Here is a 24,961-nt window from a genome sequence, read left to right as displayed (position 1 = left end):
CAGTGTCCGTTCGGGCCAACGATATCGTCATAGAACGTCCCTCGCGGTACCCGCGCTGCTCACTGTCTGCCGCCGTGATCGCGAAGGACTCGCTGGATGCTGCTGACGCTGATGTTGAACTTGGCCGCGAGGTCCTTATGGATGGTTCCGGCGGCGTAGAGGCGGACGATCGTTTCGATGTTGTCCGAGGTCAGGCGGTCATAGAGTCGCCATGGGCGTGTGGGGCCCGCCGCGACTGCTGTATTGGAGTCATCCAGGCGAGTCACCGCCGGGCCCGGTACGGCCGGTTTTGCGGGCGGGGCCGCCAATAGTGCCGTCAGGCGCGAAACCAGGGCCGTGACCTGCGGTGGCAGGTTCAGATAGGCCGTTGAGACGTAGCGCATATTAAAGGCCCTGGTAACAGGGCCTTTTTTGTGTCCCTTGGGGATCGGCACGGCCTTCTGCCGCACCGCTCGCGAGGGGCCTCAGGCAGCCAAAAAGCCAGCCATTCGTTTAGGTTTGAGGTCCCCGGGAGCCGTCCCGGAGGCCTCGGCGGGGAGTTGGGCGTCCTCGGTCAGCATTTGGCAATGGTGGTGACAGGAGAAGTTGCAGCAGGGCGCCGCGGTCGCGGCCCCGGTGAAGCCGGAGGACACGGGACGGCGCTGGTGACTGCGGGCCTCACATGGCCGGTTGCTACACGGCGGCCCGCCCCATAGTCACTCATTCAGTTTGCGCCGCAGCGGCTCTCGTCAGGATAAGCTCTGACCTGCTGAGCACTTCCAGCGAAAGACCCGTATCGTCGCACTCCTTCGCAGCAAGGTCCCGAAGCTCCCGGTGGATTGCGTCGGTTGCGGCCATGAGGTACACATCCGAGCCCAGCCGCTGAGCAACTGCCACATCCTTTCTTACCTGTTCGGGAGTAAATTCGGTCGCCTTGGTCTTCACCTCGCCGCAAACGACCCGACCATGCCAGATGCCGTAGATGTCAACCTCGTTCGGCTTCTCGGAACCCGGGAACTCGACCAGCACTCCAGGTAGCAGCGATGAATGTGGGGCCGCGGCCATGACGGTCGCAATGACCATCAGGTGGGGAAGGACTCCCTGGTCAAGTACCCTGTCGACGAGTGTTGAGCCGGTAGTAGAGTCAGCGTCGTTTGCGAGGCGTCAAACGCGGCGGGGGACTGGCACCCATCGGACTCACCCCTTGCACGACGTCGCGATTCTCCTCTCATGATCCCTCCCGACCACGTCCCGACCATGACGGGACCGGTTCAGAGCAAAGTGCGTCGGCACCGCTGAACGGGCCTCCATACTGTGGATTAGGCCGACTCGCTGGAAGTGCCCGCGTGCGACCGCGGTCCTGTGGAGCAACCCGGAACGGTCGCCCGCACCATCGCTGAGGGGCTCACCCCCGGATCTGAGGAGGGACCGCTCATGGCATTCATTTGGTTCATTGTCTGGTTCATTGCGAACCTTGTCGGTGCCCGCGAGCCGCTCCTGTTCGACCCGGTCAACATCTGGGCAGGGACTCTGATCTTGGCCATCGCTCTCGATCTGTCCGCCGCGCATGCCAGCGGGGCATCCAAGAGGCGGGGATGATCCGCCGTAACTGAAGTAAGGCCCCGAGGTTGAGGTCTGACGGAGTCAAGGAGCAGCGTCATGGACAGACTTGCAGGGCGAGTCGCCTTGGTGACCGGGGCAGCCAGCGGGATAGGGCGAGCCACCGCGATGAGGCTCGCCGACGAAGGCGCAACCGTGATCGTCGCCGATGTCCAGGATGGTCCCGGACAACAGGTCGCCGAGCAGCTGGCCGGCACCGGCGGCCCTCCGTCCTACCAGCACCTCGACGTGTCCGACGAGGCGGCTTGACGGGCAGCCGTGGATCGGGTGGTCGCCGATTTCGGGCGGCTCGACATCCTGGTCAACAACGCGGGCATTGGTGACATCGACACGATCGAGGAGACCTCGAAGGACGACTACGATCGCACGATCGCGGTCGATCAGACCGGCGTGTTCCTCGGCATGAAGACCGCCGCCGCAGCGCTCAAACACTCCGGGAACGGCTCTGTGATCAACATCAGTTCGATCTTCGGCGCCTCGGGCGGCTTCGGAACCTCCCCGGCGTATCACGCCGCCAAAGGCGCAGTGCGGATCCTGACCAAGAACGCGGCCCTGCACTGGGCACGACAGGGCGTGCGGGTCAACTCGATCCACCCGGGCTTCATCGACACCCCGATGCTCGACGTGGCCAAGGGGACCGAATTCGAAACGCAGATGATCGCGGCCACGCCAATGGGCAGGCTTGGTCGACCAGAGGAGGTCGCCGCATGCGTCGCCTTTCTCGCCAGCGACGACGCGGCTTTCGTCACCGGCTCTGAGCTGTACGTTGACGGCGGATACCTGGCACGTTGAGATGCCACAGCTTGACACGGGCACTTCCGGACCGTCGATTTCGAACAATGAGAGCTCGGCATCGTCAGTCCTGCTCCGTGCGGGCCGTGCTGACCGAGGTCGCTCCGCTGTCGATGACGATATCGCTGCTGGTGGAGCAGCCTCTGCCGATTGCCTGATCGGTCGGTCGCCCGGACGTAGCCTGGATTCGACGGACTCTGACCCCGTCGCCGCCTCGAAGAGGGTGATTCACAGACAGGGAATTCTGGAGTACTTCAGGCCAGAGTTCCGCCGGGCTCTTGTTGCTGCAAACGGAGGTCGGGGCGCAAAGCGAACATCGAGTATCGGTGTCGGTACACCTTCCAGGTGGGGGCGAGGTCCTTGTGGCCGAGCAGGTCGGCGATGAGCTCGACCGGGCGAAGCGCCCATCAGATCGCCCCTGCGAAGGAACGCCATCGTTCGCGCAGCGAGTGGGCCGGGTATGAGTCCTGCCAGGGCTTGTTCGGACCGGCGAAGTGCAGGATCTTCGCGTGCGCCTCGTCGGCGAGCAGGTCCTCGAGAGGGCCGGCCTCGGCGTTGTGGACGAAGTCGGGCAGCTCGGTCAGCGGCGAGGTCGCGAAGACGTTCCAGGCCGGGTCGAGGCGGTGCCAGTCGTCGTCGGCGGCGACGTTGAGCGCGTCTTGGTCCCACAGCTGCAACTGGTCGGGGTGTTCGTTCAGGAAGCGGGTCGCCTTCGTGAACAGTCCCGTTGCGGCGCAGCGGTCAAGGTCGAAGAGCATGACTCCGGCGTTGAAGTAGGTGCGTCCGGCGGGGATGCCGAGCGCCTCGTGCCCGGGCAGCGCCCAGTCGTCGCCGACGATCGGGTTGTGGGCGTCACGGACCGCGCCGAACGGTGCGCCGCCGAGGTCGGCGTCCAGGAGCGGCCGCAGGTCGGCCTGGACGAGCATGTCGCAATCGAGGTAGAGCACCCGCTCGGCGCCGGCGGCGGCTTCGGGGATCGCAAGACGCAGGTATGTGGCGGGGGAGAGCCACCCGCCGACAGGGTGTTCCGGTTCCGCTTCGACCTCGTAGAAGTCGAGGCCGAGGCGGATACGCGCGGCGAGGTTGGCGATCTCGCGGCGCGCGGCGCCGGTGAGTTCCGCGTAGATCACCCGCATGCGCAGCGACGCCGTGGCGGGGCCGTGCGCCGCGGCGATGGATCGCATGAGGGTTTGGAGGGCGTGGGCGTACCGTTCGTCGACGCCGCAGATGATCAGTGGGGTGGTCAAAGCCTGGACTCCTTCGGGTCGTGGTGACAAAAAACGGGTCGGATCGCTGCAGAGGACGTATGCCCGATTTAGCGGCAATCGTCTCACATCTGCCGTTACCATCGAAATGCTCGGCGGGCAGTGCGCGAGGAGGGCGCGGCGCTCGCCGCGCCCTACCCTCATGCGCTCAGGCGGTGATGCGAATGGTGTTCCAGCTCATTGCGGGAAGCTCGATGGTGATCTGGCCGTCCGCGACGGCGATCGACTTGTTCTCGACCGGGACGACCCGGTTCTGGTCCTCCAGGGTGTTCTTGGCATGCGGGTCTTCGTCGGTCAATGTGGAGCAGGTGACCGAGCCGACCGAGGCCGTGCCGGCGTCGAGGGTGAGCGACAGCGGGGTCTCGAGATCGCGGTTGACGGCGAAGACCGTCACTGAGCCGTCCTCGCCGGCCACGGCGACCGAGTGGAGCGAGGCGACGTCGCCGTACTTGCCGGTCGTAAAAATGGGGGAGTCGGCGTTGACGCGCAGGACCTTGCCGCGGCCGAACTCGCTGGCCTCCGCGAAGGGGTAGAAGGTGGTCTGGCGCCAGGCCGGGCCGCCCGGCTCGGTCATGATCGGGCCGATCACGTTCACCAGCTGCGCCAGGCACGCGGCGGTGACGCGGTCGCAGCGGCGCAGCAAGGTGATCATCAGAGAACCGAACACGACCGCGTCCATTGCCGAGTACCGGTCCTCGAGTTGCCGGGGCGCCTCGACCCATTGAGCGTGCTCGGTCGTCTCCCACTCGTCCTGGTACCAGACGTTCCACTCGTCGAATGCGATGTTGATCTTCTTGTCGGTCTTGAGCTTCGCGCCCACTGCGTCGGCGGTGGCGATGACGTCGTCGATGTACCGCTCCATGTCCTGCGCGCTGGCCATGAAGCTCGGGACGTCGCCGTCGCCGGGGTGGTAGTAGGCGTGGGCCGAGATGAAGTCGACCGATCCGTAGCAATTGGCGAGGACCTCGGACTCCCATGCTCCGAAGGTCGGCATGCCGTGCCAGGAGGAGCCGCAGGCGACCAGGTCGAGGTCGCGGTCCATCTTGCGCATGGCGCGGGCGGTCTGGTCGGCGATGCGGCCGTACTCGGTGGCGGTCATCTGGCCGACCTCCCAAGGACCGTCCATCTCATTGCCCAGGCACCACAGCTTGATGCCGAACGGCTCCTCGTCACCGTGGGAGCGACGCAGGTCCGACCAGGCGGTCCCGGAGGGATGGTTGGCGTACTCGATGAGGTCGAGCGCCTCCTGGAGTCCGCGGGTGCCGAGGTTGACGGCCATGTTCGGTTCGACGCCGGTGGCGCGGCAGAACTTCATGAACTCCGAGAGCCCGAACTGGTTGGTCTCGGTGACGCCCCAGCTGTAGTCGAGGCGGCGGGGCCGGTCCTCCTTGGGGCCGACCGAGTCCTCCCAGCGGAAGCTGGAGACGAAGTTGCCGCCGGGGTAGCGGATCATGGTCGGGCCCAGTTCGCGCACCAGGTCCAGGACATCGCCGCGCAGGCCGTCCTCGTTCGCGGTGGGGTGGTCGGGCTCGTAGATGCCGGTGTAGACACACCGGCCCAGGTGCTCCACGAAGGAGCCGTAGAGCCGGTCGGGGACCTCTGCGACGGTGAAGCGGGGATCGAATTCGATGCGGGCCTGCTGTGTGGCCATGCGTTGCCTTTCAAGGTCGGGGCCGCATCCAGTGCGCGGTTCACCGCTGAACACGAGCCGATTTTCGGTAGGAGGAAGTTCAGTGCTCTCCGTGCCATTGCCGCCAGAGCCGCGCATAGGCGCCCTCGGCGGCCACCAGTTCGTCGTGGGTGCCGATTTCGGTAATGCGTCCCTGTTCGACGACGGCCACCCGGTCCGCGTCCTGGGCGGTGTTGAGGCGGTGAGCAATGCTGATCACCGTGCGGCCCTTGAGCAATTGACGCAGGCCGTGCTCGACGTTGCTGGCCGCCGCGGGACTGAGCATCGATGTCGCCTCGTCGAGCACGATCACTTCCGGGGAAGCGAGGGCCAACCGGGCCAGGGCTACCTGCTGGACCTGCGCCGGGGTCAGAGGATGGTCGCGGCCGCCGACCCTGGTGTCGAGACCTTCGGGTAGCGAGTTCGCCAGGTCTCCCGCGCCGACCGAGTCCAGAGCCCGATGCAGCTCGGCATCGTCCGCGTCCGGTGCGATCAGCCGCAGGTTGCCGGCCAGGGTGTCCGTGAACAGGTGGAACTCCTGGGTCGCCAGCAGCACGAACCGGCGCAGGAGAATCGGATCGATCTCGGATGCAGGTGTGCCCCCGATCCAGACCTTTCCGGAGTCGGGCGCGTGGATTCCGGCGATCATCCGTCCGATCGTCGACTTTCCGGCCCCGGTCGGGCCGACCAGCGCGATCCGTTCACCTCGGCGGATGCGCAGGTTGACGTCCTGCAGCACGCGGCGGTCCGCGGTATATCCGAAATCGACTCCGGACAGTTCCACGATGGATTCGATCTTGCTGTCGGGTCGGGGCCCCGCGGCGGTCGAGGCGGGGCCGGCCTCGATGCCGATGAGCCGGGCCAGCGACACCGAGCCGCGCTGCACCTCCTCGAGCGCCAGGCAGATGTCGACGGCCGGCGTCGTGGCCATCTGCATGAGGAGCACGATGGTGGTGACCTCGGCCAGGCCTACCGCGCCGGTGGAGGCGAGCAGGCCGCCGAGGAGCAGGGTCGTCAGGCTCGGCAGCAGGACCGAGAAGTCCAGTACCGGGAAGAGGACCGAACGCAGCCGCAGCGTCGCGCGGGTGGCGTCCCAGACCGCATCGATGTCGCGTGCCGTGAGGGAGCGCCGTCGCTCCTGCCAGGACATGGCCTCGACGGTCCGGGCGCCGTCGATGGTCTCGTTCACCGTGCTGGTCAGGTCCGCCTGCCGAGCCTGCAGCTTGTGAAAAGCCCGGGTCGCGCGGGCGAAGTACCAGCGGAAAGCGAGGATGAGCGGGGGGACCGCGAGGAGCGCGCTCACGGTCAGCAGCGGTGAGATCCACAGCGCGCCGATGAGGTACACGGCCAGGGTCAATGTGCCGGCAAAGAAGCGCGGGACCTCGCCCGTGATCGCCATGTTCGTCTGGGCGACGTCCAGTGTGGTGCGAGAGAGCAGTTCTCCGGTTCCCGAACGCTCCACTTTCCCCAGCGGGAGTGCGGTGACGCGTTCGACGAAATCCTCTCGCACGTCGGCGGTGATCATCTGCCCCAGGGTCAGCACGCTTCGGGCCGCTGCGAGGGCGAGGAACGCCTGTGCGGCGATGGCCGCGGCGACGACCAGCAGCCGCCAGACCACCTCACGGGTTGGATCGCCGCCCGTACCGCTGAGGTGGTCGGCGAGTGTTTGGGTCATCTGCCCCAGCAGGTACGGCACGGCCATGGCGGCGAGTGCGGTGCCGACCGTGAGCACGACCGCTGCGGTGAACCGTCGCCGGTGGCGTCGAATCGCCTGCCGGACATAGGTCCGGGTCTGTGCCGGCGTGGCGATGGCGAAGTCGCTGGTCATCGGTTGACGACCTCCCTGTAGGCGGATACGGCCAGCAGTGTCCGGTGGGTGCCTTCCAGGACCGTGTCGCCGACGAAGACCACGCGATCGCACTGGGCGAGCAGGGCGGGCGAGTCGGTGGCGACGATGGTCGTGGAGCCGCCGCGGTGGGATCGCAGCCGATCGGCGATGCGCGCGTCGGTCTGAGCGTCGCAGGCCGAAGTGGGGTGGTCGAGGATCAGGACCTCGGGATCGGCGAGGAGGCCGCGGGCGAGGAGCAGACGCTGCCGCTCGCCTCCTGAGAAGTTCCGGCCGCGCTCCCCGACGATCAGGGTGAGGTCGTAGCCGTCGTCGGGGACCGCGTCGCGCTCCAGCCATGACGGGTCGAGGCCGACGATGTCCACCGCCGAGGCAGTGTGCAGCGCGCGCATGATGTCGGCGTCGGAGCGGGTGCCGTCGACGTCGAGCTGGTCTCGCAGGACCCCGCTGAACAGCTGCGCGTTCGCCTCGAGCAGCAGGACCCGGCGGCGGAGCAGATCGATCGGGAACGTGTCGAGGTCGTGGTCGCCGATGCGCGCCCAGGGCGTCGGTCCGTATCCGCCGAGGCGCTCGAGCAACGCGCGGCTCTCGGCTGCGTCCGGCACCATGACCCCGGTGATCAGGCCGGGCTGTGCTGTGACGCCGGTTGCCGGGTCGTGGAGTGGTTCGTCGCCGCCCCAGACCGGTCCTTCGTCAACGTCCGTTGCGCCGTCCGCGACACGGTGCAGGTGCTGGAATCGCCGCGCCGCCACTACCGCCCGGGTGAAATCGTCGATGAACAGGATCGTGAACGCCAGCGGGCGGATCAGGGAGATCATGTACCCGAACAGGGCTGCGAACTGGCCGACCGAGATATCGCCCGCCAGCGCCATGGCGGCGCCGACCGAAACCAGCAGCAGCGTCAGCGCCCCTGGCAGCGTGATCCTCGCGAACTCCAGCCAGGCGAGCGCGTGCCCCACCCGGATCCCGGCGTCGCGGGCCGATCGGGATGCCCTGCGGTAGCGGTCGGTGAAGTACCGTTCGCCACCGACCCCGCGGAGCACCCGGAGCCCGGAGACGGCGTCGGCGGCGATCGCGGTCTGCTCGCCGATGAGCTCGCGGCTCCGGCTGATGCGCGCTTCAAGATGCAGGAAGACCGGCCGCAGCGCCAGGATCAGCAGCGGCATGCCCAGGCCGATCGAGAGCGCGAACAGCCAGGACTCGGTGCTCAGGATCGCCACTGCCAGCGCGAGCGCGAACGCTGAGGCCAGGAACCGGACGAAGTTGCCGACGAAGTAGCCGAAGGTCGACGTGTCGGCGGCGGAGATCGCGACCACCTCGCCGGCGGCGATGCTGGCTCGCAGGCGCGAGCCGATTTCCATGACCGTCTCGACCAGGCTGCGCTGGGCGCGGAAGTTCGCACCGAGGTTCTCACGCGTGATCAGCAGGTTGCTGCCGACGCCGGTCGCGGTGACGATCAGGATGACCGCGCCCAGGGCTCCGGCCCACAACAGGAGCGCGTTGCGGTCGCCTGCCACGAGACCGAGGTCGATGGCCTTGCCGAGGATGAAGGGGACCAACTGGAGACTGCCCAGGAACAGGCACGTCACCGCGGTCGCGATCGCGAGGCGCTTCCATCGGCCGCGCATCAGCCAGCGCAGCACCTCCAGGACGGGGAATCGGGCGATCGGATCGGGGCGTCCCGGTCGGTCCGACGCGGCCGTCCCACTGTCCTCCTGACCGTGGCGGGTCTCGATCGAAGTGCTCATCGTGGTGTGTCGATCGAGCGGGATCGGCGGCTCCGGTCGCTCATGGCTCCGGAGGTATTGCGGCCCTGCGGATTTCCCGTATGCCGATGCGTCATCGCATCACAACCCTTCTTCTCCGGAGGGCCGTGCCTCATCGTGAGGTGTTGCGGCCACTCGCAGTCAGTCGGTTCGCTTCATCCTTTGTCATGTCTCACGGCTCGTCGACGCACTCGATGCGTCGCAAGGTGATCGAGTGGGAAGAGCGAGTCGGGAGGGCGGTCCAAAGTAGGCGCGGGGATCGCGAAACGATTTGGGCGCATGGATTCACATGTCTCCCAAGGAGTCTCGTTTGTCATATGTTGGCATAGAAACGTTCTCCGCGCAAACTTCCAGGTCACCCCGGAAATCTCCATCAGATTCGTTGCAGCCCTGGAAGAGTGATGTTGACAACGTCGATGAACTATGTTTCGATCGCATTCGTCGGTTTTGTGATGAGATGACCACGGGAGGATCGTGAAGGATCAGCAGTGGCCCACGAGTCGAGACGGCGAGGCGATCGCGGTCCTCCGAGGACTGATCCTCGACGCCGCCGCGACAGCCGGTTCCGGTCATAGCGGGACCGCCCTCGCCTTGACGCCGTTGATGCACGTGCTCTTCACCCGTTTCCTCGCACACGATCCAGCAGACCCGGACCTCGAGTCGCGCGACCGGTTCGTGCTGTCCGTCGGCCACGCCGGCCTGGCGCTTCATGCGCTGCTGTACCTGCGGGGGATCGGGGTTGGACTCGACGACCTGCGGACTTATCGCCGCCGCGGCAGCAAGGTGCCGGGGCATCCCGAGAGCTGGATGACCGAGGGAGTCGAAGTCACGACCGGCCCTCTCGGCCAAGGCGTCGCCAACGCCGTGGGGATCGCGGTCGCGCGACGGATCGCGGCCGCCCGCGACGGCGTCGACCCCGAACGGGTCTTCGTCGTCTGTAGCGACGGTGATCTGATGGAGGGGGTCGCACTCGAGTCCGTTGCTCTGGCCGGCCATCTTGGACTGTCGAATCTCGTTGCGGTGCACGACGACAATCGCGTGACCGTTGACGGACCGGTCGAGTTGTCCCGGAGCGAGGACACCGCCGACCTGTTCCGCGCCTTCGGATGGCGCGTGGTGCGAGCCTCCTCGGCAGAGGAGGTGCCCGCATTGGAATCGGCACTGGCGCAGGCCTGTCAACCGGACGATCGACCGACGTTGGTTCAGCTCCCGTCCGTGATCGGATGGCCTTGCGCGGAGATCGCGGGCACGAGCGACGCCCACGACGCCATCGTGGACTCGAACCTGGTCGCCTCGACCAAGAAGGCTCTCGGTCTCGAAGGCAGGGCACCGTTCCATGTGCCCGCCGACCTGGCCGACGCGTACCGGAGATTCGTATCCGTGCCGCCGCGTCGAACCGCGTCCGCTGAGCGCGCATCGTCGCAGCGGCGGGCACCGGTCCCGCCGCTCTGGGCGGCCGGTGAGCAGCTGTCGACGACGCTCGCCGCCATGTCGGCCGCGCGCTCCGCGTCCGAGTCGATGCCGCTGCTGCGCGGCAGCGCCGACCTGTCGGGTGACTTCAAAGTCGCCGGCGACGTGGCGCAGTCGCGCCGCACCCCGGAAGGGACCTTCATCCACTTCGGAGTGCGAGAGCACGCCATGGCGGGCATCATGAACGGTGTGGCGGCCGACGGTGCCTTCACTCCGGTCTGCTCGACGTTCCTCGCGTTCTCCGATTACATGCGGCCGGCGGTGCGACTGGCCGCCATGTCCGGGCTCCGCAGCATCTACCTCTGGAGCCATGACTCGCTGGCTGTGGGGGAGGACGGTCCCACCCACCAGCCGGTCGAGCAGCTCCCGTCATTGCGCGCGACGCCGGGCCTGACCACGTACCGACCGGCGGACGCCAACGAGGCGTCCCGGCTGCTCCACCTCGCGCTCGACCGTCCCGGACCCGCCGCATTCGTACTGACGCGCCAGAAACTCCCGGTGCTCGCCGGGACCGATCGCGCGCCGGTCGAGCGGGGCGCCTATGTCATCGAGGGAGACGACGCCGCCGTCCTCGACCTCATCGCCACAGGAAGCGAGGTGGCACTTTGCATCGATGCCGCCCGACTGCTCGAGGCACGAGGCATACCGGTGCGGGTGATCTCGATGCCCTCGTGGGAGCTGTTCGAAGAACAGGACGCGGGCTACTGGAACAGCATCATCCGGTCGGGGGTGCCACGGTTGGCGGTCGAGGCCGCCGCTGCTCAGGGGTGGGAACGCTACGCCTCCGCGGCGATCGGCGTCAGCTGGTACGGGCGCTCGATGCCGGGACCGGACCTCATGCGGGAAGCGGGTTTCAGCCCGGAAGCAGTGGCAGAGCGGGCGAGCGATCTGCTCTCGGAATGGCGAGGTGCTGGTGGCGCGCGAAGGAACAGCGAAGGGCATCGGGGTTCGGGAGCATGAGTGACGGCGACATCGGAGGCGTTGTGACCGAGTATCGGAAGCAGCGCTACAACGACATCGAAGTCAGCTGGCTGCCCGAGCTCGACGGCGGAGGGCGGCACTTCGGGCAGGACTTCATCCCTGTCGTCTCGCGGTTGTTCGGCAAGGCGGGACGGGTCTTCGAATTCTGCTCCGGCCCCGGGTTCATCGGCTTCTCGTTGCTCGCGCACGGACTGTGCGAGCACCTCACCCTCGCGGACGTGAACCCACGTGCCGTCGACGCCGTCATGGCGACGATCCGCTCGAACGGTCTGGAGGACGTCGTAACGGTGCACCTGTCCGACGGCTTGGACAGCGTCCCGATCAGAGCGCCGTGGGACCTGGTCGTCGGGAACCCACCGCACTTTCCCTTCCCGGTGGGGCATGTCGTCGGGGACAGCGAGCCGGTCCTCCTCTCGGAGGACCTCGACTGGCGGCTGCACGAACGGTTCTTCCTCCAGATCCGGCCCTATCTCGCCCCCGATGCCTCGATCCTCCTGCAGGAGAGCGGCGAGGGCAGCTCGCCGGCGACCTTCCGCGACCAGATCGAGGCGGGCGGGCTCATCCCCATGCCCTCCTTCCGCTACGTCTCGGATCCTGACGTCGGCGATAGGGCCGACTCGCCGCGGAGCACCTACTACCTATGGGCGCGGAACGGCATCTCGGGCCTGAACTTCGACACGCCGACGCGCGTCGATCTCGCGGTGCCGCTGGAGCAGACGGTCACCGTCCCGGCAGGTGCGCCAGTCGCCCTCCACCTCACGAACCGTTCCACCGAGAGCATGGTCGTGCAGCTGTGCGAGGCTGATGGGAAGCCCATCTTCTGGCTGCCCGTCAGCCCGCTGCCGCCCAGGTCCCGACGGCTCCTTCCGGACGTCGTCCTGCCGCCCGGGACCTACCGGCTCGTCGACATCAGCGAGGCCCGCGCCGAGCAGAACCGAACCCTGGCGTCGATCCACGCCGGCCTGACACCGCCGTTTCAGCACGGATGACTTCCCCAGGGGGTGAGCGATCATGTTCGATTTCAGCGGCAAGACCGCCGTCGTGACCGGAGCGAGCCGCGGCATCGGCGCGGCGTGCGCGCGAATGTTCGACGCCGGGGGCGCGCGCCTCGCGCTGGTCGCCCGCGGCACCGAGGACATGGAGACGTTGACGGCCGGATTCGCGCGTGCCTCGGTGGTGGTCACCGCTGACCTCGGCGACGACGGCGATGCCGCTGCGGCGCAGGTGCTCTCGATGGTCGACGGCGTCGATGTGCTCGTCAACAACGCCGGCGTGAACTGGAACGAACCGCCCGAGGCGATCACGGGTGAGCGGCTCGACGTCCAGTTGAACGTGAACCTCCGCAACCTCATCCTGTTCACGTCGCGACTGCTGCCGTCGCTCATCGAACGTCAAGGGGCCGTGGTGAACATCTCGTCCGTGGCGGCCTGGGGCGGTGGCAGGGAGGAGTCCGTCTACGCGGCGACGAAGGGCGCGGTCAACGCCTACACCGCCAACCTCGCAAGAGCGCTAGGCCCCAAGGGCGTGCGCGTCAACGGCGTCGCGCCGGGCCTGATCGACACGGCCATGTGGAGCACGCGATTCGCGACAGGTGGCAGGCATGCCGTCATGCGAGAGCTCGCCGAGGAGGTGCCGATGCGTCGCTGGGGAGCGGCCGAGGAGGTCGCGTCCGTCGTCGGCTTCCTCTGCTCCGGCGCGGCCGCCTATGTCACCGGCGAGACCGTGCGCGTCGGCGGTGGGCTCGCATGACCTCGCAACCGATGCCTCCGCGGCGGATCGCCGTCGTCGGCGGCGGCCTGGCGGGACTCGAGGTCGCGGTCGCGGCTGCCGAGGGCGGCTCCGACGTCGAGGTATTCGAGCCGGGGCCGCGAACCCGGACACGACATGTCTACTGGGACACCACCATCCACGCCGGGGACGAGAAGACCCGGTCCTGGACGAGCGAAGGCTGGGCCGCGAGTGGCGGGCTGTCCGAGCGGCTCGGCGGGCGTTCACTCTGCTACCACGGCGTGCTCCTCGGCCTCGAACCGAACGCGCTCGCGAGCTGGGATCCGGTGTGGGCCCGCCGGCTCGCCGGCGGCGGCGGCCTGTACGCGTCGGTCCTCGACGGTCTGCGCGCGGACTTCCCGGAGCTCGTGGCGAAGGAACCGTATCCGGAGCTCGAAGCCTTGGGCCTCAGGCATGTCGCCCAGGCGGCGCGCCTCGACGACGCCGGTCGTTTCGAGGCGTACGGCCCGCTCGCCCGCACGCTCGAGCTCGCGGCGGCGGGCCGCATCCGACTCACCCGTGCGCGAGCGCACGCGGTCGCCTCGGAACCGGAAGGCTGCGCCGTCCAGATCGAGCGTCCTTCGGGGACCGAATGGCGACGCGGCTTCGACGCCTGTGTGCTCGCCTCGTCCGCCGTCGGCAACGTGCAGCTCCTGGCCGCGTCGCTCGGCCGCGACATCACGACCTCTGTGACCGATCACTTCTGCGTCGGGGCGATCGTGCGCCTCCCACCGGGGCCTCCGCTCACGCCGTTCCGCCACGCCATGCTCTGGAGCGGCTTCGTGCCGCTTCCTGAGATCGGCACGAACCTGTTCTTCCTCGAGCGACCGCCGCTGGCCAGCGGCGACCGGATCGTGGAGCTCAACGCGGTCGTCGAGCAGCAGGGTGAGTTGCGCTCGTTCAGCGAGCTCAGCGTCCAGGTGCTGCCTGACGGCATGCGCTCGCACATCCGGGCGCGGGTGTCCGACGCGAGCGCCGCGCTTGTGGACGCCGCACGCGGCGAGGTCCGCCGGTGGGCCGAGCGTCTCGCGGGCGGTGCCGTCACCGAAGTGGTCCGGGACCCGTCCCGATCGGCGGCGCGCGGCACTGCTTCCTGGTCCGACCATCGCGAGGCGCTCGAAGCGATCGCCGCGGCGGCCGCGGGCGCCTTCTGCGAGTACGAGGTCCCCTACGGCGCGTTCGAACACGAGGCGTGCACGCACCCGATCGGCGTCGGCGGTCCGGTGCCGGTCACGCCGGATCTCGAGGTCGTCGAGCTGCCCGGGGTGCACGTCGCCGGGCCGGGCGCGTTCCCGCGCCTCGGCGCCGCCAACCCGGCGCTCACGATCATCGCCATGTCGCGTTGGCTCGGCGAACGAGTGGGGCGCGGCAAGGTGAGCGCGCCCGGCATGCCGACATGACGCGACAAGAGTCTCTGACCAAGCAACATGAGGTGAAGGAGCCTACGAGATGTTCACTGTCCTCGGGTTGAACTTCGGCCACGACGCGTCCGCCGCGGTCGTCGAAGACGGCCTGGTCCTTTCATACGTGGCCCGGGAGCGCCTCTCGCGAACAAAGCACGCCCTCGGGCTGGACATGCGGGTCATCGACGTCGCCCTCCGGGAAGCCGGAAAGCAGCTGTCCGACCTGGACGCGGTAGCCGTGACCTCCACGCAAGGCATCGAACTCATCAGCGACGATCCGAGCAGGCTCGCCGTCCGCTACGCCGGCGCCGACCCGTTCGGCCGCCCGTTCTGCGACAGGTTCGCGGGACTCGACCATGACGCCATCGCGGCGATGGGGGTCCGGAGCCTGGGGGCCCTGAGCAAGGACCCCGCGGAACGGGACACGCCGTTCGGCCGCTTCTATTCGCAGGTCGTCCTTCCTGAGGACGCCGAGCGCCTGCCGCGTGGCGACGCCGTGCCGTGGCTCGACACGTTCGTCGTCCATCCGCAGTGGGCGGCACCGCTCACTTTGGACGAGCTTGACGGGGTGACGCCGGAGGCATCCGAAGCGCTCCGCTACGGGTTCCACGTACCCGTCGTTGTCACGATCGACGGCCACGAGCTCAATGGTTACGGGATCCATCACCATCTCGGGCACGCGGCGAGTGCCTACTACCTCTCGGGCTACCCCTCCGCCGCGGTCTTCACTCATGACGGGTACGACCTGCTGCGGGGTGCCGCGCACGACATGCAATACGACGGCGGCATGTTCTACCTGGGGTCCGAGCAGGCGCTCTATCCGATTTGGCCGCACGGGCTGGCCCTCGGCCACCTCTACGACCGCGTGGGGATCGAGCTCGGTCTCTCGGTGGTCGGGGCCTCGGGGAAGCTGATGGGACTCGCCGCGTATGGGAGGCCGACGGATGTCGACGACCGGTTCGTGGACAACGCGAGCGGCCTCAGCGCACGTTTCGCCGACCCCGAGCGGGCATGGCTCGACCATTGCACGGCCGCGGCGAGCGCCGCCGTCGACTCCGGCGCCGCCGACGACCACCCGGGAGTGAACGCCCACGATGCGGCCGTCGCAGCCAGTACGCAGGCCCTCTTCGAAGTGACGCGCCGCAAGGCCGTCCGGAGCTTGAAGCGGATGCTCTCCAACGCGGGCTGGTCCGCGGAGCGACTGTGCATGAGCGGCGGGACGGCCCTCAACTGCCCTTCGAACTCCGAGATCGCCGCGTCCCCCGATTTCGACGAGGTGTTCGTGGAGCCGGCCTGCGACGACGGGGGACTCTCCGTCGGGGCGGCGCTCGCGGTGACCCACAGCATCCTGGACAGACCCCTCCCTGAACGGGCGGGCGCCAACAGGTCGCCCTACCTCGGGCCGAGATACGGCGAGGAGGACGTGGCGCGGGCACTGGAGCAGCATCGGGACACCGTCATCGCCGTCCGTCCCGCCGACGCCGCGCGAGCCGCCGCGGAGGATCTCGCGGCGAACCGCCTCGTCGCCTGGTACGAAGGCCGCAGCGAGATCGGTCCCCGCGCGCTGGGGCATCGTTCGCTCCTCGCCGATCCCCGCCGCGCCGAGAACTGGGCGCGGACGAACGTCGCGAAGGACCGGGAGCGGTGGCGGCCGTTCGCCCCGGCGGTGTTGGAGCAGCATGCCGAGGAGTGGTTCGCGGGTGCGCCCTCTGCGTCGCCCTACATGCTGTTCAACGCGAAGGTGAAGAGCGCCGACATTCCAGCGGTGACGCATGTCGACGGGACGGCCAGAATCCAGACCGTCGCCGAATCCACTGGCGGCTTTTATCGCGTGCTGCAGGAGTTCCATGAACTCACGGGCGTGCCGATCGTCTTGAACACGTCGTTCAACGGCCGCGGCGAGCCGCTCGTCGAGAGCCCGCTCGACGCGGTCAACTGCTTCGTGAACTGCGGCATCGATGTCCTGTACCTGGAGGGGTATCGGGTCACGAGACGAGAGAACTAGTCTCCGCGTCCGTTCGGTTTCGATGAAACCTCAAGGGCCCCAAAATATTCCATATTGACGTAGCCCGGATTGTCACTTATAATTACGAATATATCGATACGTACCAGATACGCAGAGATGAGGCGACTCGGAATGAAACCAGCTGCCGAACCAAGCACATCGATGATCGAGATCCAGCCCGAAGAAGCCGACGCGCTCTGGGGCGCGATCAGCCGGCTGATCGACGGCAGGGACCTCGACACGCTCACCCCGGACGAATTCGTCGATCTTGCCCTTGAGGCGAACGTGCTCCTGCCGGCCGAACTGCGCCGCCGCGTGATCGAATACCGGCGCTACGCACCGGAAGGGGACGTGGTTCTCCTGCGCGGGCTCCTGCCGAGGGACGTGGCGTTCCCGCCGACCGCCGAGGCCCCGTGGGCGCGGACGACGGGTGCCGGGCAGCAGGCGGCACTGCTGCTGACCTCCGTGACCGTCATGCTCGGCGAGCCCTTCACCTACTCCTCCCTCTACGAGGGTCGCATCGTCCAGAACATGGTCCCTGTGCAGGGCATGGAGTTCACCCAGACGAGCCAGAGCAGCACCGGGATCCTCGACTGGCACTGCGAGGACAGCTTCCGCGACGACCGGTGCGACTACGCGGGCCTCATCTGCCTGCGAGGCGACCCCTCGGCCGCATCGATGTACGCCCCGGTCAACGCCGTCGAGCTCGCGCCCGAACTGGTCGCGACGCTTCGGGAGCCGCGCTACAACGTGCGTCCCGACCCCGCGCACGTGCTGGCCGACGCGCCGCTGCGCCGCGCGTCGATCCTGTCCGGGTCGGACGAATCGCCGGAGATCGCCTACGACACGCACCACATCGCACCCGATGAGACCGACACGGAAGCGGCGCATGCACTCCGGGAACTGGGCGCAGGCCTCGACAAGGTCGCCATCTCGCACGTGATGGAGCCGGGCGACCTGCTGATCTTCGACAACAAGCGGGTCGTCCACGCCCGCACGCCGTTCGCCGCACGATTCGACGGGACCGACCGGTGGCTGATGCGGAGCATGATCTGCGCGTCCGCCCTCACATACCGACGCTGGGGCACTCGCATTCCCGACTAGCCGATACTCGGGCGGCGGATTCGCACCGCCCGGTGATGACCGACTCGTGAGTTTCAAGAGGAGCCCGGCCGGCGGAGGTCTCGGCGACGAGACCGCTCCGCCGGCTCGGCACGCGGGCAGAAGGAGCACATCACATGGTAGATCTGCAAGGCACGCACACCGCGGCCGATTCCAGCGCCGCCCACGGGGCGAAGGCGGTGAACTCCTGGGACGAGTTCTCGCCGCTTCGGGAGATCATCGTCGGCGACGCCACCCGCGCGGGGGTGCCGCCCCAGACCGACGTATCGGCCTGGCTGAACGACTACCCCGAACTGTCGCCGACGGAACGCGAACAGGTCGGTGGTCGCTTCCCGCAGCAGGTCATCGAAGAGTCGAACGAGGACCTGGCCGACCTGGTGACCACCCTCCGCGACATGGGGATCGTCGTCCACCAGCCGCCGACGGCGGACAACGAAGCGGAGTTCGGCGGACCGGGCTGGCGGACCCGCGGTCGCCATTCGTACTGCCCCCGCGACCTCGCCCTCGTCGTAGGCTCCGCCATCATCGAAACGCCCAGCCCTTCGCGCGCCCGGTACTTCGAGTTGTCCAACCTGAGGGGACTCTTCCAGGACTATCTCGAGCGCGGAGCGCAGTGGCTGGGCGCTCCCCGGCCCGAGCTCCGCGACGAGCTGTACCTCACGGACGCGTCAGGCGCTCCGGTGCTGGGCGAGGTGGAACCGGCATTCGAGGCCGCCAACGTCGTGCGACTCGGACGGGACGTCTTCTACCAGGTATCACGCAGCGGCAACGAGATCGGGCTGCGCTGGCTGCAGTCGACCCTGAAACTGCTGGGGGACATCCGAGTGCACCCGCTGCGCGGCCTCTACCAAGGGACGCACATCGACAGCACCATCTGCTTCCTGCGCCCGGGGCTGGTCCTGCTCAACCCCGAACGCGTGCGGCCGGACACCATTCCGGAGGTGCTGCGCAACTGGGACGTGATCTGGTGCCCGCCCATCGAGGAGCCGAAGGCACCGCTCCTCTCCAGGACCCTAAGCACGCCTTGGGTGGGCATGAACCTACTGATGGTGAGCCCTGAAACGGCGATCGTCGACGGCAACCAGACGGAGCTGATCCGCCTGCTGGAGGCGAAGGGCATCACCGTCGTCCCGCGCAGGCTCCGCCACTCTCGAGTGCTCGGCGGCGGATTCCACTGCGTCACATTGGACACCGTTCGAGACGGCGGACCCGAGAACTATCTAGATTAACCAAAGTAGACAGACGGGGTGGATCAGGATGAACACCCATGACGCGAGGCGGTGGAAGTGGTGACAACCGTACGTTCAGGCCGACGACCGATCTTGAGCTTGGCGGACCTCAGCGCGGAGGACATAGCGGAACTCGGCGAGATCGCGTTCCGATACGGACAGGCACCACAGCTGTTCGAAGAGCGGTTGACGGGCACGCGGGTGGGTCTGGTGTTCACCGCACCGTCCACCCGGACCCGGACGTCGTTCTGGAGTGCCGCGATGACCCTCGGCTGCGATGTGCTGCACCTGGGCCGGGCCGATCTCCAAGTCTCCACCGGCGAGACGTGGAGCGACACGGGCGCCATGCTCGCGAACTACCTCGACATCGTCGTCGCCCGCACCAACGGCCCGCAGCACGAACTGGTCGAACTGGCCTCCCAAGTGCCGGCGACCATCAACGCCTTGACCTACCACGAGCACCCCACCCAGGCGATTGCCGACCTCTGCGCGCTGCGCGAGCATTTCGGCAAGACCGAGGACCTTCGATTGGCCTACCTGGGCGAGGTGAACAACACCGCCCGGTCGCTGGCGCTGCTCGTCAGCACGCTCCCCTTCAAGAGGCTCGACGTGTACAGCCCGGCCGGCACGGGCTTCACTGCCGAAGAGATCCAATCGCTCAACGCCATCCGCGGTGGAGAGGCGGTTCGCCAACATCACCACGTGCCCGACTCACCTGACCCCGTCGACGCGGTGTACACCACGCGCTGGCAGTCGATGGGCGAGCCGCGCAAGGAACCCGACTGGCTCTCCCAGTTCGCCCCGTTCGCCGTGACCAAGGAACTGATGGATCGTTTCAGCGGATCGACCGAAGCGGTGTTCATGCACGACCTGCCGGCGGTCCGCGACCAGGAGGCGACCTCGGACGTGCTGGACGGGAAAGGCACGACCTCCCTCGTGGCCCGGCAAGCCTTCCACAAGGCCTCCGCCGCTGCGGCGGCGCTGCTGTGGTCGATGGAGACGTCGTGAACCCGGTTCCGGCCTGAATCGGCATGCCACCCCATTCTTCAACGCGATCCCCGCGACATCGACAGGCGGATTTATCCATTGAGCATCTTCGAGCGGCGAGAGTCAGCCGTGCGCAGCTACAGCCGGAACTGGCCTGTCGTGTTCGACCGGGCCGAGGGCAGCTGGCTCTACAGTGTGGACGGCACACCGTACCTGGACTTCTTCGCCGGAGCCGGCACCCTCAACTACGGCCACAACGACCCCGTGCTCAAGCGGGCGCTCATGCGCTATATCGAGCAGGACGGGGTGACGCACGCCCTCGACATGTGGACGGCGGCCCGCGCGGATCTTCTGGAGGCGCTGGAGGAGCAGATACTCACTCCCCGCGGACTGGACTATACGGTCGTCTTCCCCGGCCCCGCGGGCGCGAACGCGGTGGAAGCGGCGCTCAAGTTGGCGCGCAAGGCCACCGGAAGACAATGGGTGGCCTACTTCGAGAACGCGTTCCACGGCATGACCATGGGCGCGCTGTCGGTGAACGGCAACCGAGCGGTACGCCGCAGCGCCGGCATCCCGCTGTCGCACAGCGCCCAACTGCCCTACGACGACCACCGCACCGACGTCGCCGGCATCGAGGCCCAGCTGGCGTCCAGCGCCGGCGGCCTCACCGGGACGGCCGCCGTCATCGTCGAGACCGTCCAGGGTGAAGGCGGGATCCACGTAGCCCGAACCGAGTGGCTGCGCGAGCTCGCCACCGTGTGCAAGCGCCACGGCATCCTCATCATCATCGACGACATCCAGATGGGCTGCGGCCGCGTCGGCTCCTTTTTCAGTTTTGAGGAAGCCGGCATCGAACCGGACATCGTGTGCCTGTCGAAGGGCATCAGCGGATACGGACTGCCGATGGCGCTCACGCTGATCCGGCCCGAACTGGACATCTGGAAGCCCGCGGAGCACAACGGCACCTTCCGCGGGTTCAACCTCGCGTTCGTGACCAGCGCCGCGGCGATGCGCGCGTACTGGAGCGACGACGAGTTGGAGCTTTCCGTGCGGGCCAAGGGAGCACGCGTCGCCGAGGGCCTCGAACAGATCGCGGCCTCCTTTCCCGAGGCGACCCCGACGGCCCGGGGCCGCGGTCTCGCACACGGCTTGCATGCCGCCAGCGGCGAGATCGCCAAGCGGATCAGCACAGCGGCATTCGAGCGCGGCCTTCTGGTTGAGACCTGCGGCTCGGACGGAGCGGTCGTGAAGCTCCTGCCCCCGGTCACCGTCTCCGGCGGTGATATCGACCGGGCACTGGAGATCCTCCACGCGTCCGTGAAGGGCGCGCTCGCCGGGCATATCGGCGCCGGCGACGACGGGGGCGCGCCTTGAGCGGCGACGACATCCTGGTGCTGACCACCAGGGAGAAAGAGTGGTGGCTGAGCCTTCAGGAGATCATCCCGGCCATCGACCGCGTCTGGGCGGCCGTCGGCCGGACCGGGCTCGAGCACGTCCGCACGCTGTGCGTACCACTGACATCGGAACTCGAGCAAGAGCTGCACACCTCTGCCGCGCAGTTGAAGCGCATCGTCATCACCTCCGTGACGCCCGGGACGGTCGAGGTCGCACTCCTGCTGCGGTCGCAGCTGAAGGCGGCGGCGCCGATGACCGTCTACATTCACGGGGACGCCACGGAAGGCCTCGAAGCCTTCCGCGGCCTCTCGGACATCGTGAGCGAGAGGGACACGTTCGTGGTGTCGTGCCAAGCGGAAGCGGTCGCGATGCGCGCCTGTTTCCCGAACGCCAGGATCGAGGTCATCCCGTTCCCCCTGGTGGACCAGTTCAGGGTGCGAAGCGGCGGGCGGGATCCCGAGCACGGGACCACGCGATTGGCCTACGTCGGGCGCATCTCGGAGCAGAAGAACCTGCACACCCTGCTGTTCGCCCTCTGGCTCATGCGCACCGTCCTCGACGGCGCGCCGAACGTCACCTTGGACGTGTACGGCGGCGAAGACGATCTCGGAAGCCCGAACATGGGCCTCAAGTTCCCCGGCTACGGCGCCTACCTTCGCGAGCTCACCGAGTCGCTGGGCCTGGCGGACGTGGTGCGGTGGCACGGGCCCAAACCCCGGGACTGGCTCTTTTACAACGTGCATCAAGAGCCGCATGTCTTCGTGTCGCCGACGGTGCATTCCGATGAGAACTTCGGCTCGTCGGTACTGGCGTCCCTGGTCAACGGCCGTCAGGTCGTGACCACGGCGTGGGGCGGTCATTTCGGGTTCCGAGAGTGGTTTCCCCGGCAGTTGACTCTGGTGCCGGTGCATCGATCGACGATGGGCCCCGTGGTGCATCCTGTCTCGCTGGCAAACGCCATTATGGAAGCGGTCGAGAGCAAGCCGACGGCTGCGGACGACGCCACGCTCGATCGGGCTCGCGTTGAGTTCTCGGAGCGCGAAGTGGTGGCACGCACCATTGAAATGCTCGGCAGGCCCGACGGCGATCCCGTGCCGCTGAAGAGGTCGACGACCCAGGACTACCTCGACGCGCGGAGGGCCCGGTTCGGCGGGACGCGCAAGATATACGCCGGCTATGAGGATCCCATCGCGCGAATCTTCTTCGAGGCGTACGGCATGGAGGAACCGCTCGCCTTCGACGAGCGGTCGACCTACATCCTCGCGCCCTGGGTGAGCTATTCGGCCGGGCTTTTGCTCATCGCCGATCCGCATCGCGGACTGCGACCGGTCCGCCTCGGCCCTGCCGACTCGAATCCACTGAAGGTCATCACTTGTCCATCCATGGATACATGGCGTCTGCCGGAAGACGTCGTCAGGAGCTTGGCGGCGCAAGGGTCCGCGTTCGCACTTCCGTCGACATGAGCGACACCGGCAATCCACACCGAGCGAAGGAGCACTCGCATGGCGATCGCTTACGGCGCCGACTACAACCCCGAGCAGTGGCCGCGCGAGACCTGGGCCGAGGACATGCGCCTGATGCGCGAGGCGGGCGTCAACCGCGTCACCGTCGGCATCTTCTCCTGGGCGCTACTGGAACCGGAAGAGGGCCGGTTCGAGTTCGGATGGTTCGACGAGCTCCTGGACCTCCTCGCCGCCAACGGGATCGAGGCCTGCCTGGCCACCCCGACCGCGTCCCCGCCGCCGTGGTTCGCCGCGACCTACCCCGAGGCGGTCATGGTCGACGCCGGGGGCCGCCAATTGACGCACGGCTCCCGCCAGGGCTTCGACCCGTCCTCGGACGTGTACCTCGCCAAGGCCCTCGCCGTGACCGAGCAGCTGGCCTGCCGCTACTCGGCGCACCCGGCACTCGCCTTGTGGCATATCCACAACGAGTACGGCTGCCATAACGCCCGCTCGTACACCAAGGCCGCCACGGCGAAGTTCCGGATGTGGCTGCGCGAACGGTACGGCGACCTGGACGGCCTCAACGCCGCGTGGGGCACCGCGTTCTGGTCGCAGACGTACTCCGCGTGGGACCAGGTGTACGCGCCCCTGCCGACCCCCACGATGCCGAATCCGGGCCTGGTGCTCGACTGGAAGCGCTACTGTTCTTGGCGGCTCAAGCAGAATTACCTCGCCGAGGCCGCGGTCATCGGAAGGTATTCGGACAAGCCGATGACCACGAACTTCTTGACCGGCGCACACGAGAACACCGACTTGTGGGAGTTCAGCGGGGCCGTCGACATCGTCTCGACCGACCACTACCTCGAGGGCGAAGACCCGCACGTGAACCTAGGTTTCGCCGCGGACTACGCTCGGTCGCTCGGGAACGGCAGGCCGTGGATCCTCATGGAGACCTCCACCTCCGCCGTCAATTGGCAGGGCCGCAACCGGGCGAAGGCCCCGCGCGAAATGCTCCGCAACTCGCTCGCGTATTTCGCGCGCGGCGCGGACGCGATCATGTTCTTCCAGTGGCGGGCTTCGAAGCAGGGCGCCGAGAAGTGGCACTCGGGGATGGTCCCGCACGCGGGCACGGACTCCAAGATCTGGCGCGAGGTCTGCGAGCTGGGCACGCGCCTGGGCGAGCTCGCCGAGGTCGAGGGCTCGCGGGTGGACGCCGACACCGCGATCCTGTGGGACTTCCCCAATCGGTGGGCGCAGGAGCACGAGACGCGTCCGACTGACGAGTTCACGGCGCAGGGCATCTTCAATGTCTACTATGCAGCTTTGTGGCGAGCAAGGCTCACTGTCGATGTCGCCGAGCCTGAAGGGGACCTGTCGAAGTACAAGTTCGTGGTCGTTCCCGCAATCTATTTGATGTCGCGCAAGGGCGCGCAGAACCTGCGGCGGTTCGTGGACGGCGGCGGCACCGTGCTTGTCACCCCATATTCGGGGATCGCGGACGAGACCGACACGGTCTACCTGGGCGGCTACCCTGGCGCGTTCCGCGACGTGGTCGGGGTGCGCAGCGAGGAGTTCTACCCGCTGATCGGCGGAAGGGTCGAGCTCGCCTCGGGCGGGCACGGCACGATCTGGAGCGAGGCGGCCGAGCCGACGGGTGCCGAGGTCCGTGACACGTATGCGGACGGGAGTCCGGCTTGGCTGGTCAACCGATTCGGACAGGGCACCGCGCACTATCTGACGACCTTCCCCGACGATGCCACGCTCGATCGCATCGTCGCCGCGGCCGCCGCCGATGCCGGGGTCGCGCCCGTGGCGGAGGCGCCGCTGGGCGTTGAGGTCGTGCGCCGCGCCCACGAGGACGGCCGCAGCTGGCTGTTCTGCATCAACCACACGGACGCCGACGCGAAGGTCAAGAGCTCCAAGTCCGTGGTCGACGTGCCAGCTGGCGAAGTCGTCGTGCACCGTGAGCGCAAGGATGCACAGCATTAGCCCATCGGCAGGTCCGAACCGAGCTGCCCGACGCGGGCGAGAAAAGGAACGGCCACTGGCCGAAGACCCGAAACCGCGGTGAGGCGAGCGCGAGCCCAGCACGAGTGACGCTGTGCCCCAGCCGGTGCCGGCGGCCGTATTCAAAGGACCATAGGAACGGGAACGTCAGCGCAAGCTCCCGGCAAGCAGGGCTACCGGGTCTGGATCGCGGGCCGCAGCATCGACAACGGT

General features: G+C 67.6%; 18 protein-coding genes and 1 pseudogene. 13 read left to right on the top strand and 6 right to left on the bottom strand.

The window, feature by feature from the left end:
- Positions 1 to 59: 59 nt before the first annotated feature.
- Together J5V16_RS09825 and J5V16_RS09820 are read right to left on the bottom strand one after the other, a co-directional pair.
- The gene (locus J5V16_RS09825) at positions 60 to 449 is read right to left on the bottom strand and encodes a helix-turn-helix domain-containing protein (protein WP_208496000.1); all 390 of its coding nucleotides are present in this window, start codon (positions 447 to 449) and stop codon (positions 60 to 62) included.
- 250 nt (positions 450 to 699) lie between these two features.
- Entirely contained in the window at positions 700 to 1,062 is a 363-nt protein-coding gene (locus J5V16_RS09820) for a hypothetical protein (protein ID WP_208495999.1), read from the bottom strand.
- Between the two features lie 351 nt (positions 1,063 to 1,413).
- Here J5V16_RS09820 and J5V16_RS09815 point away from each other — a divergent pair, with 351 nt between their 5' ends.
- Positions 1,414 to 1,578 (top strand): hypothetical protein, encoded by a 165-nt coding sequence (locus J5V16_RS09815; protein WP_208495997.1) that lies wholly within the window; start codon positions 1,414 to 1,416, stop codon positions 1,576 to 1,578.
- Positions 1,579 to 1,638: 60 nt separating this feature from the next.
- Positions 1,639 to 2,391: pseudogene (locus J5V16_RS09805) on the top strand (SDR family NAD(P)-dependent oxidoreductase).
- 407 nt (positions 2,392 to 2,798) lie between these two features.
- On the opposite strand, the gene J5V16_RS09800 reads toward J5V16_RS09805, so the two are convergent.
- The 4 genes from J5V16_RS09800 to J5V16_RS09785 form a co-directional block, all read right to left on the bottom strand.
- Positions 2,799 to 3,638: a glycosyltransferase family 8 protein gene (locus J5V16_RS09800; RefSeq protein ID WP_208495990.1), complete on the bottom strand. Its 840-nt coding sequence runs from the start codon at positions 3,636 to 3,638 to the stop codon at positions 2,799 to 2,801.
- 166 nt (positions 3,639 to 3,804) lie between these two features.
- Positions 3,805 to 5,307 carry an arabinosylfuranosidase ArfA gene (gene arfA / locus J5V16_RS09795; RefSeq protein WP_208495988.1) on the bottom strand — a complete coding sequence of 501 codons (1,503 nt, stop codon included), beginning with the start codon at positions 5,305 to 5,307 and terminating at the stop codon, positions 3,805 to 3,807.
- A gap of 79 nt (positions 5,308 to 5,386) precedes the next feature.
- A complete protein-coding gene (locus J5V16_RS09790; RefSeq protein ID WP_208495986.1) occupies positions 5,387 to 7,153 on the bottom strand; it encodes an ABC transporter ATP-binding protein in 1,767 nt (588 codons plus the stop codon).
- A complete protein-coding gene (locus tag J5V16_RS09785) occupies positions 7,150 to 8,919 on the bottom strand; it encodes an ABC transporter transmembrane domain-containing protein (RefSeq protein ID WP_208495984.1) in 1,770 nt (589 codons plus the stop codon). The genes J5V16_RS09790 and J5V16_RS09785 overlap by 4 nt, the downstream gene beginning before the upstream one ends.
- Positions 8,920 to 9,411: 492 nt before the next feature.
- On the opposite strand from J5V16_RS09785, the gene J5V16_RS25450 reads away from it, so the two are divergent.
- From J5V16_RS25450 to J5V16_RS09730, 11 genes are all read left to right on the top strand, one after another.
- Positions 9,412 to 11,367, top strand: coding sequence for a transketolase-like TK C-terminal-containing protein (locus J5V16_RS25450; RefSeq protein ID WP_208495982.1), 1,956 nt, complete (start codon positions 9,412 to 9,414; stop codon positions 11,365 to 11,367).
- Positions 11,368 to 11,390: 23 nt separating this feature from the next.
- A complete protein-coding gene (locus tag J5V16_RS09775) occupies positions 11,391 to 12,377 on the top strand; it encodes a methyltransferase (RefSeq protein WP_208495980.1) in 987 nt (328 codons plus the stop codon).
- A gap of 22 nt (positions 12,378 to 12,399) precedes the next feature.
- Positions 12,400 to 13,137 (top strand): SDR family NAD(P)-dependent oxidoreductase, encoded by a 738-nt coding sequence (locus J5V16_RS09770; protein ID WP_208495978.1) that lies wholly within the window; start codon positions 12,400 to 12,402, stop codon positions 13,135 to 13,137.
- Entirely contained in the window at positions 13,134 to 14,555 is a 1,422-nt protein-coding gene (locus tag J5V16_RS09765; protein WP_208495976.1) for an NAD-binding protein, read from the top strand. The genes J5V16_RS09770 and J5V16_RS09765 overlap by 4 nt, the downstream gene beginning before the upstream one ends.
- Positions 14,556 to 14,604: 49 nt before the next feature.
- Positions 14,605 to 16,563, top strand: a complete 1,959-nt coding sequence (locus tag J5V16_RS09760) for a carbamoyltransferase C-terminal domain-containing protein (protein WP_208495974.1) — start codon at positions 14,605 to 14,607, stop codon at positions 16,561 to 16,563.
- A gap of 162 nt (positions 16,564 to 16,725) precedes the next feature.
- A complete protein-coding gene (locus J5V16_RS09755) occupies positions 16,726 to 17,667 on the top strand; it encodes a TauD/TfdA family dioxygenase (RefSeq protein ID WP_208495972.1) in 942 nt (313 codons plus the stop codon).
- Positions 17,668 to 17,801: 134 nt separating this feature from the next.
- The gene (locus J5V16_RS09750; protein ID WP_208495970.1) at positions 17,802 to 18,914 is read left to right on the top strand and encodes a hypothetical protein; all 1,113 of its coding nucleotides are present in this window, start codon (positions 17,802 to 17,804) and stop codon (positions 18,912 to 18,914) included.
- A gap of 51 nt (positions 18,915 to 18,965) precedes the next feature.
- Positions 18,966 to 19,922 carry an ornithine carbamoyltransferase gene (locus tag J5V16_RS09745; RefSeq protein ID WP_408612400.1) on the top strand — a complete coding sequence of 319 codons (957 nt, stop codon included), beginning with the start codon at positions 18,966 to 18,968 and terminating at the stop codon, positions 19,920 to 19,922.
- 78 nt (positions 19,923 to 20,000) lie between these two features.
- Positions 20,001 to 21,275, top strand: a complete 1,275-nt coding sequence (ectB, locus tag J5V16_RS09740) for a diaminobutyrate--2-oxoglutarate transaminase (RefSeq protein WP_208495966.1) — start codon at positions 20,001 to 20,003, stop codon at positions 21,273 to 21,275.
- Entirely contained in the window at positions 21,272 to 22,759 is a 1,488-nt protein-coding gene (locus J5V16_RS09735) for a glycosyltransferase (RefSeq protein WP_208495964.1), read from the top strand. Before ectB ends, J5V16_RS09735 begins: the two co-directional genes overlap by 4 nt.
- Positions 22,760 to 22,798: 39 nt before the next feature.
- Positions 22,799 to 24,730 carry a beta-galactosidase gene (locus J5V16_RS09730; RefSeq protein WP_208495962.1) on the top strand — a complete coding sequence of 644 codons (1,932 nt, stop codon included), beginning with the start codon at positions 22,799 to 22,801 and terminating at the stop codon, positions 24,728 to 24,730.
- Positions 24,731 to 24,961 lie beyond the last annotated feature (231 nt).

The organism is Glycomyces niveus, from assembly GCF_017592475.1.
In the GTDB taxonomy this organism is placed as follows: domain Bacteria; phylum Actinomycetota; class Actinomycetes; order Mycobacteriales; family Micromonosporaceae; genus Glycomyces; species Glycomyces niveus.
Note: the sequence above shows the minus strand (reverse complement) of the source record. Positions and strands in the feature narration are given on the sequence as shown.

Coding starts and splice junctions, on each gene's coding strand:
- J5V16_RS09820 (WP_208495999.1), bottom strand. CDS start 1,062: ATGGTCATTGCGACCGTCATGGCCGCGGCCCCACATTCATCGCTGCTA.
- arfA (WP_208495988.1), bottom strand. CDS start 5,307: ATGGCCACACAGCAGGCCCGCATCGAATTCGATCCCCGCTTCACCGTC.
- J5V16_RS09815 (WP_208495997.1), top strand. CDS start 1,414: ATGGCATTCATTTGGTTCATTGTCTGGTTCATTGCGAACCTTGTCGGT.
- J5V16_RS09750 (WP_208495970.1), top strand. CDS start 17,802: ATGGTAGATCTGCAAGGCACGCACACCGCGGCCGATTCCAGCGCCGCC.
- J5V16_RS09760 (WP_208495974.1), top strand. CDS start 14,605: ATGTTCACTGTCCTCGGGTTGAACTTCGGCCACGACGCGTCCGCCGCG.
- J5V16_RS09770 (WP_208495978.1), top strand. CDS start 12,400: ATGTTCGATTTCAGCGGCAAGACCGCCGTCGTGACCGGAGCGAGCCGC.
- J5V16_RS09785 (WP_208495984.1), bottom strand. CDS start 8,919: ATGAGCACTTCGATCGAGACCCGCCACGGTCAGGAGGACAGTGGGACG.
- J5V16_RS09755 (WP_208495972.1), top strand. CDS start 16,726: ATGATCGAGATCCAGCCCGAAGAAGCCGACGCGCTCTGGGGCGCGATC.
- J5V16_RS09730 (WP_208495962.1), top strand. CDS start 22,799: ATGGCGATCGCTTACGGCGCCGACTACAACCCCGAGCAGTGGCCGCGC.
- J5V16_RS09790 (WP_208495986.1), bottom strand. CDS start 7,153: ATGACCAGCGACTTCGCCATCGCCACGCCGGCACAGACCCGGACCTAT.
- J5V16_RS09765 (WP_208495976.1), top strand. CDS start 13,134: ATGACCTCGCAACCGATGCCTCCGCGGCGGATCGCCGTCGTCGGCGGC.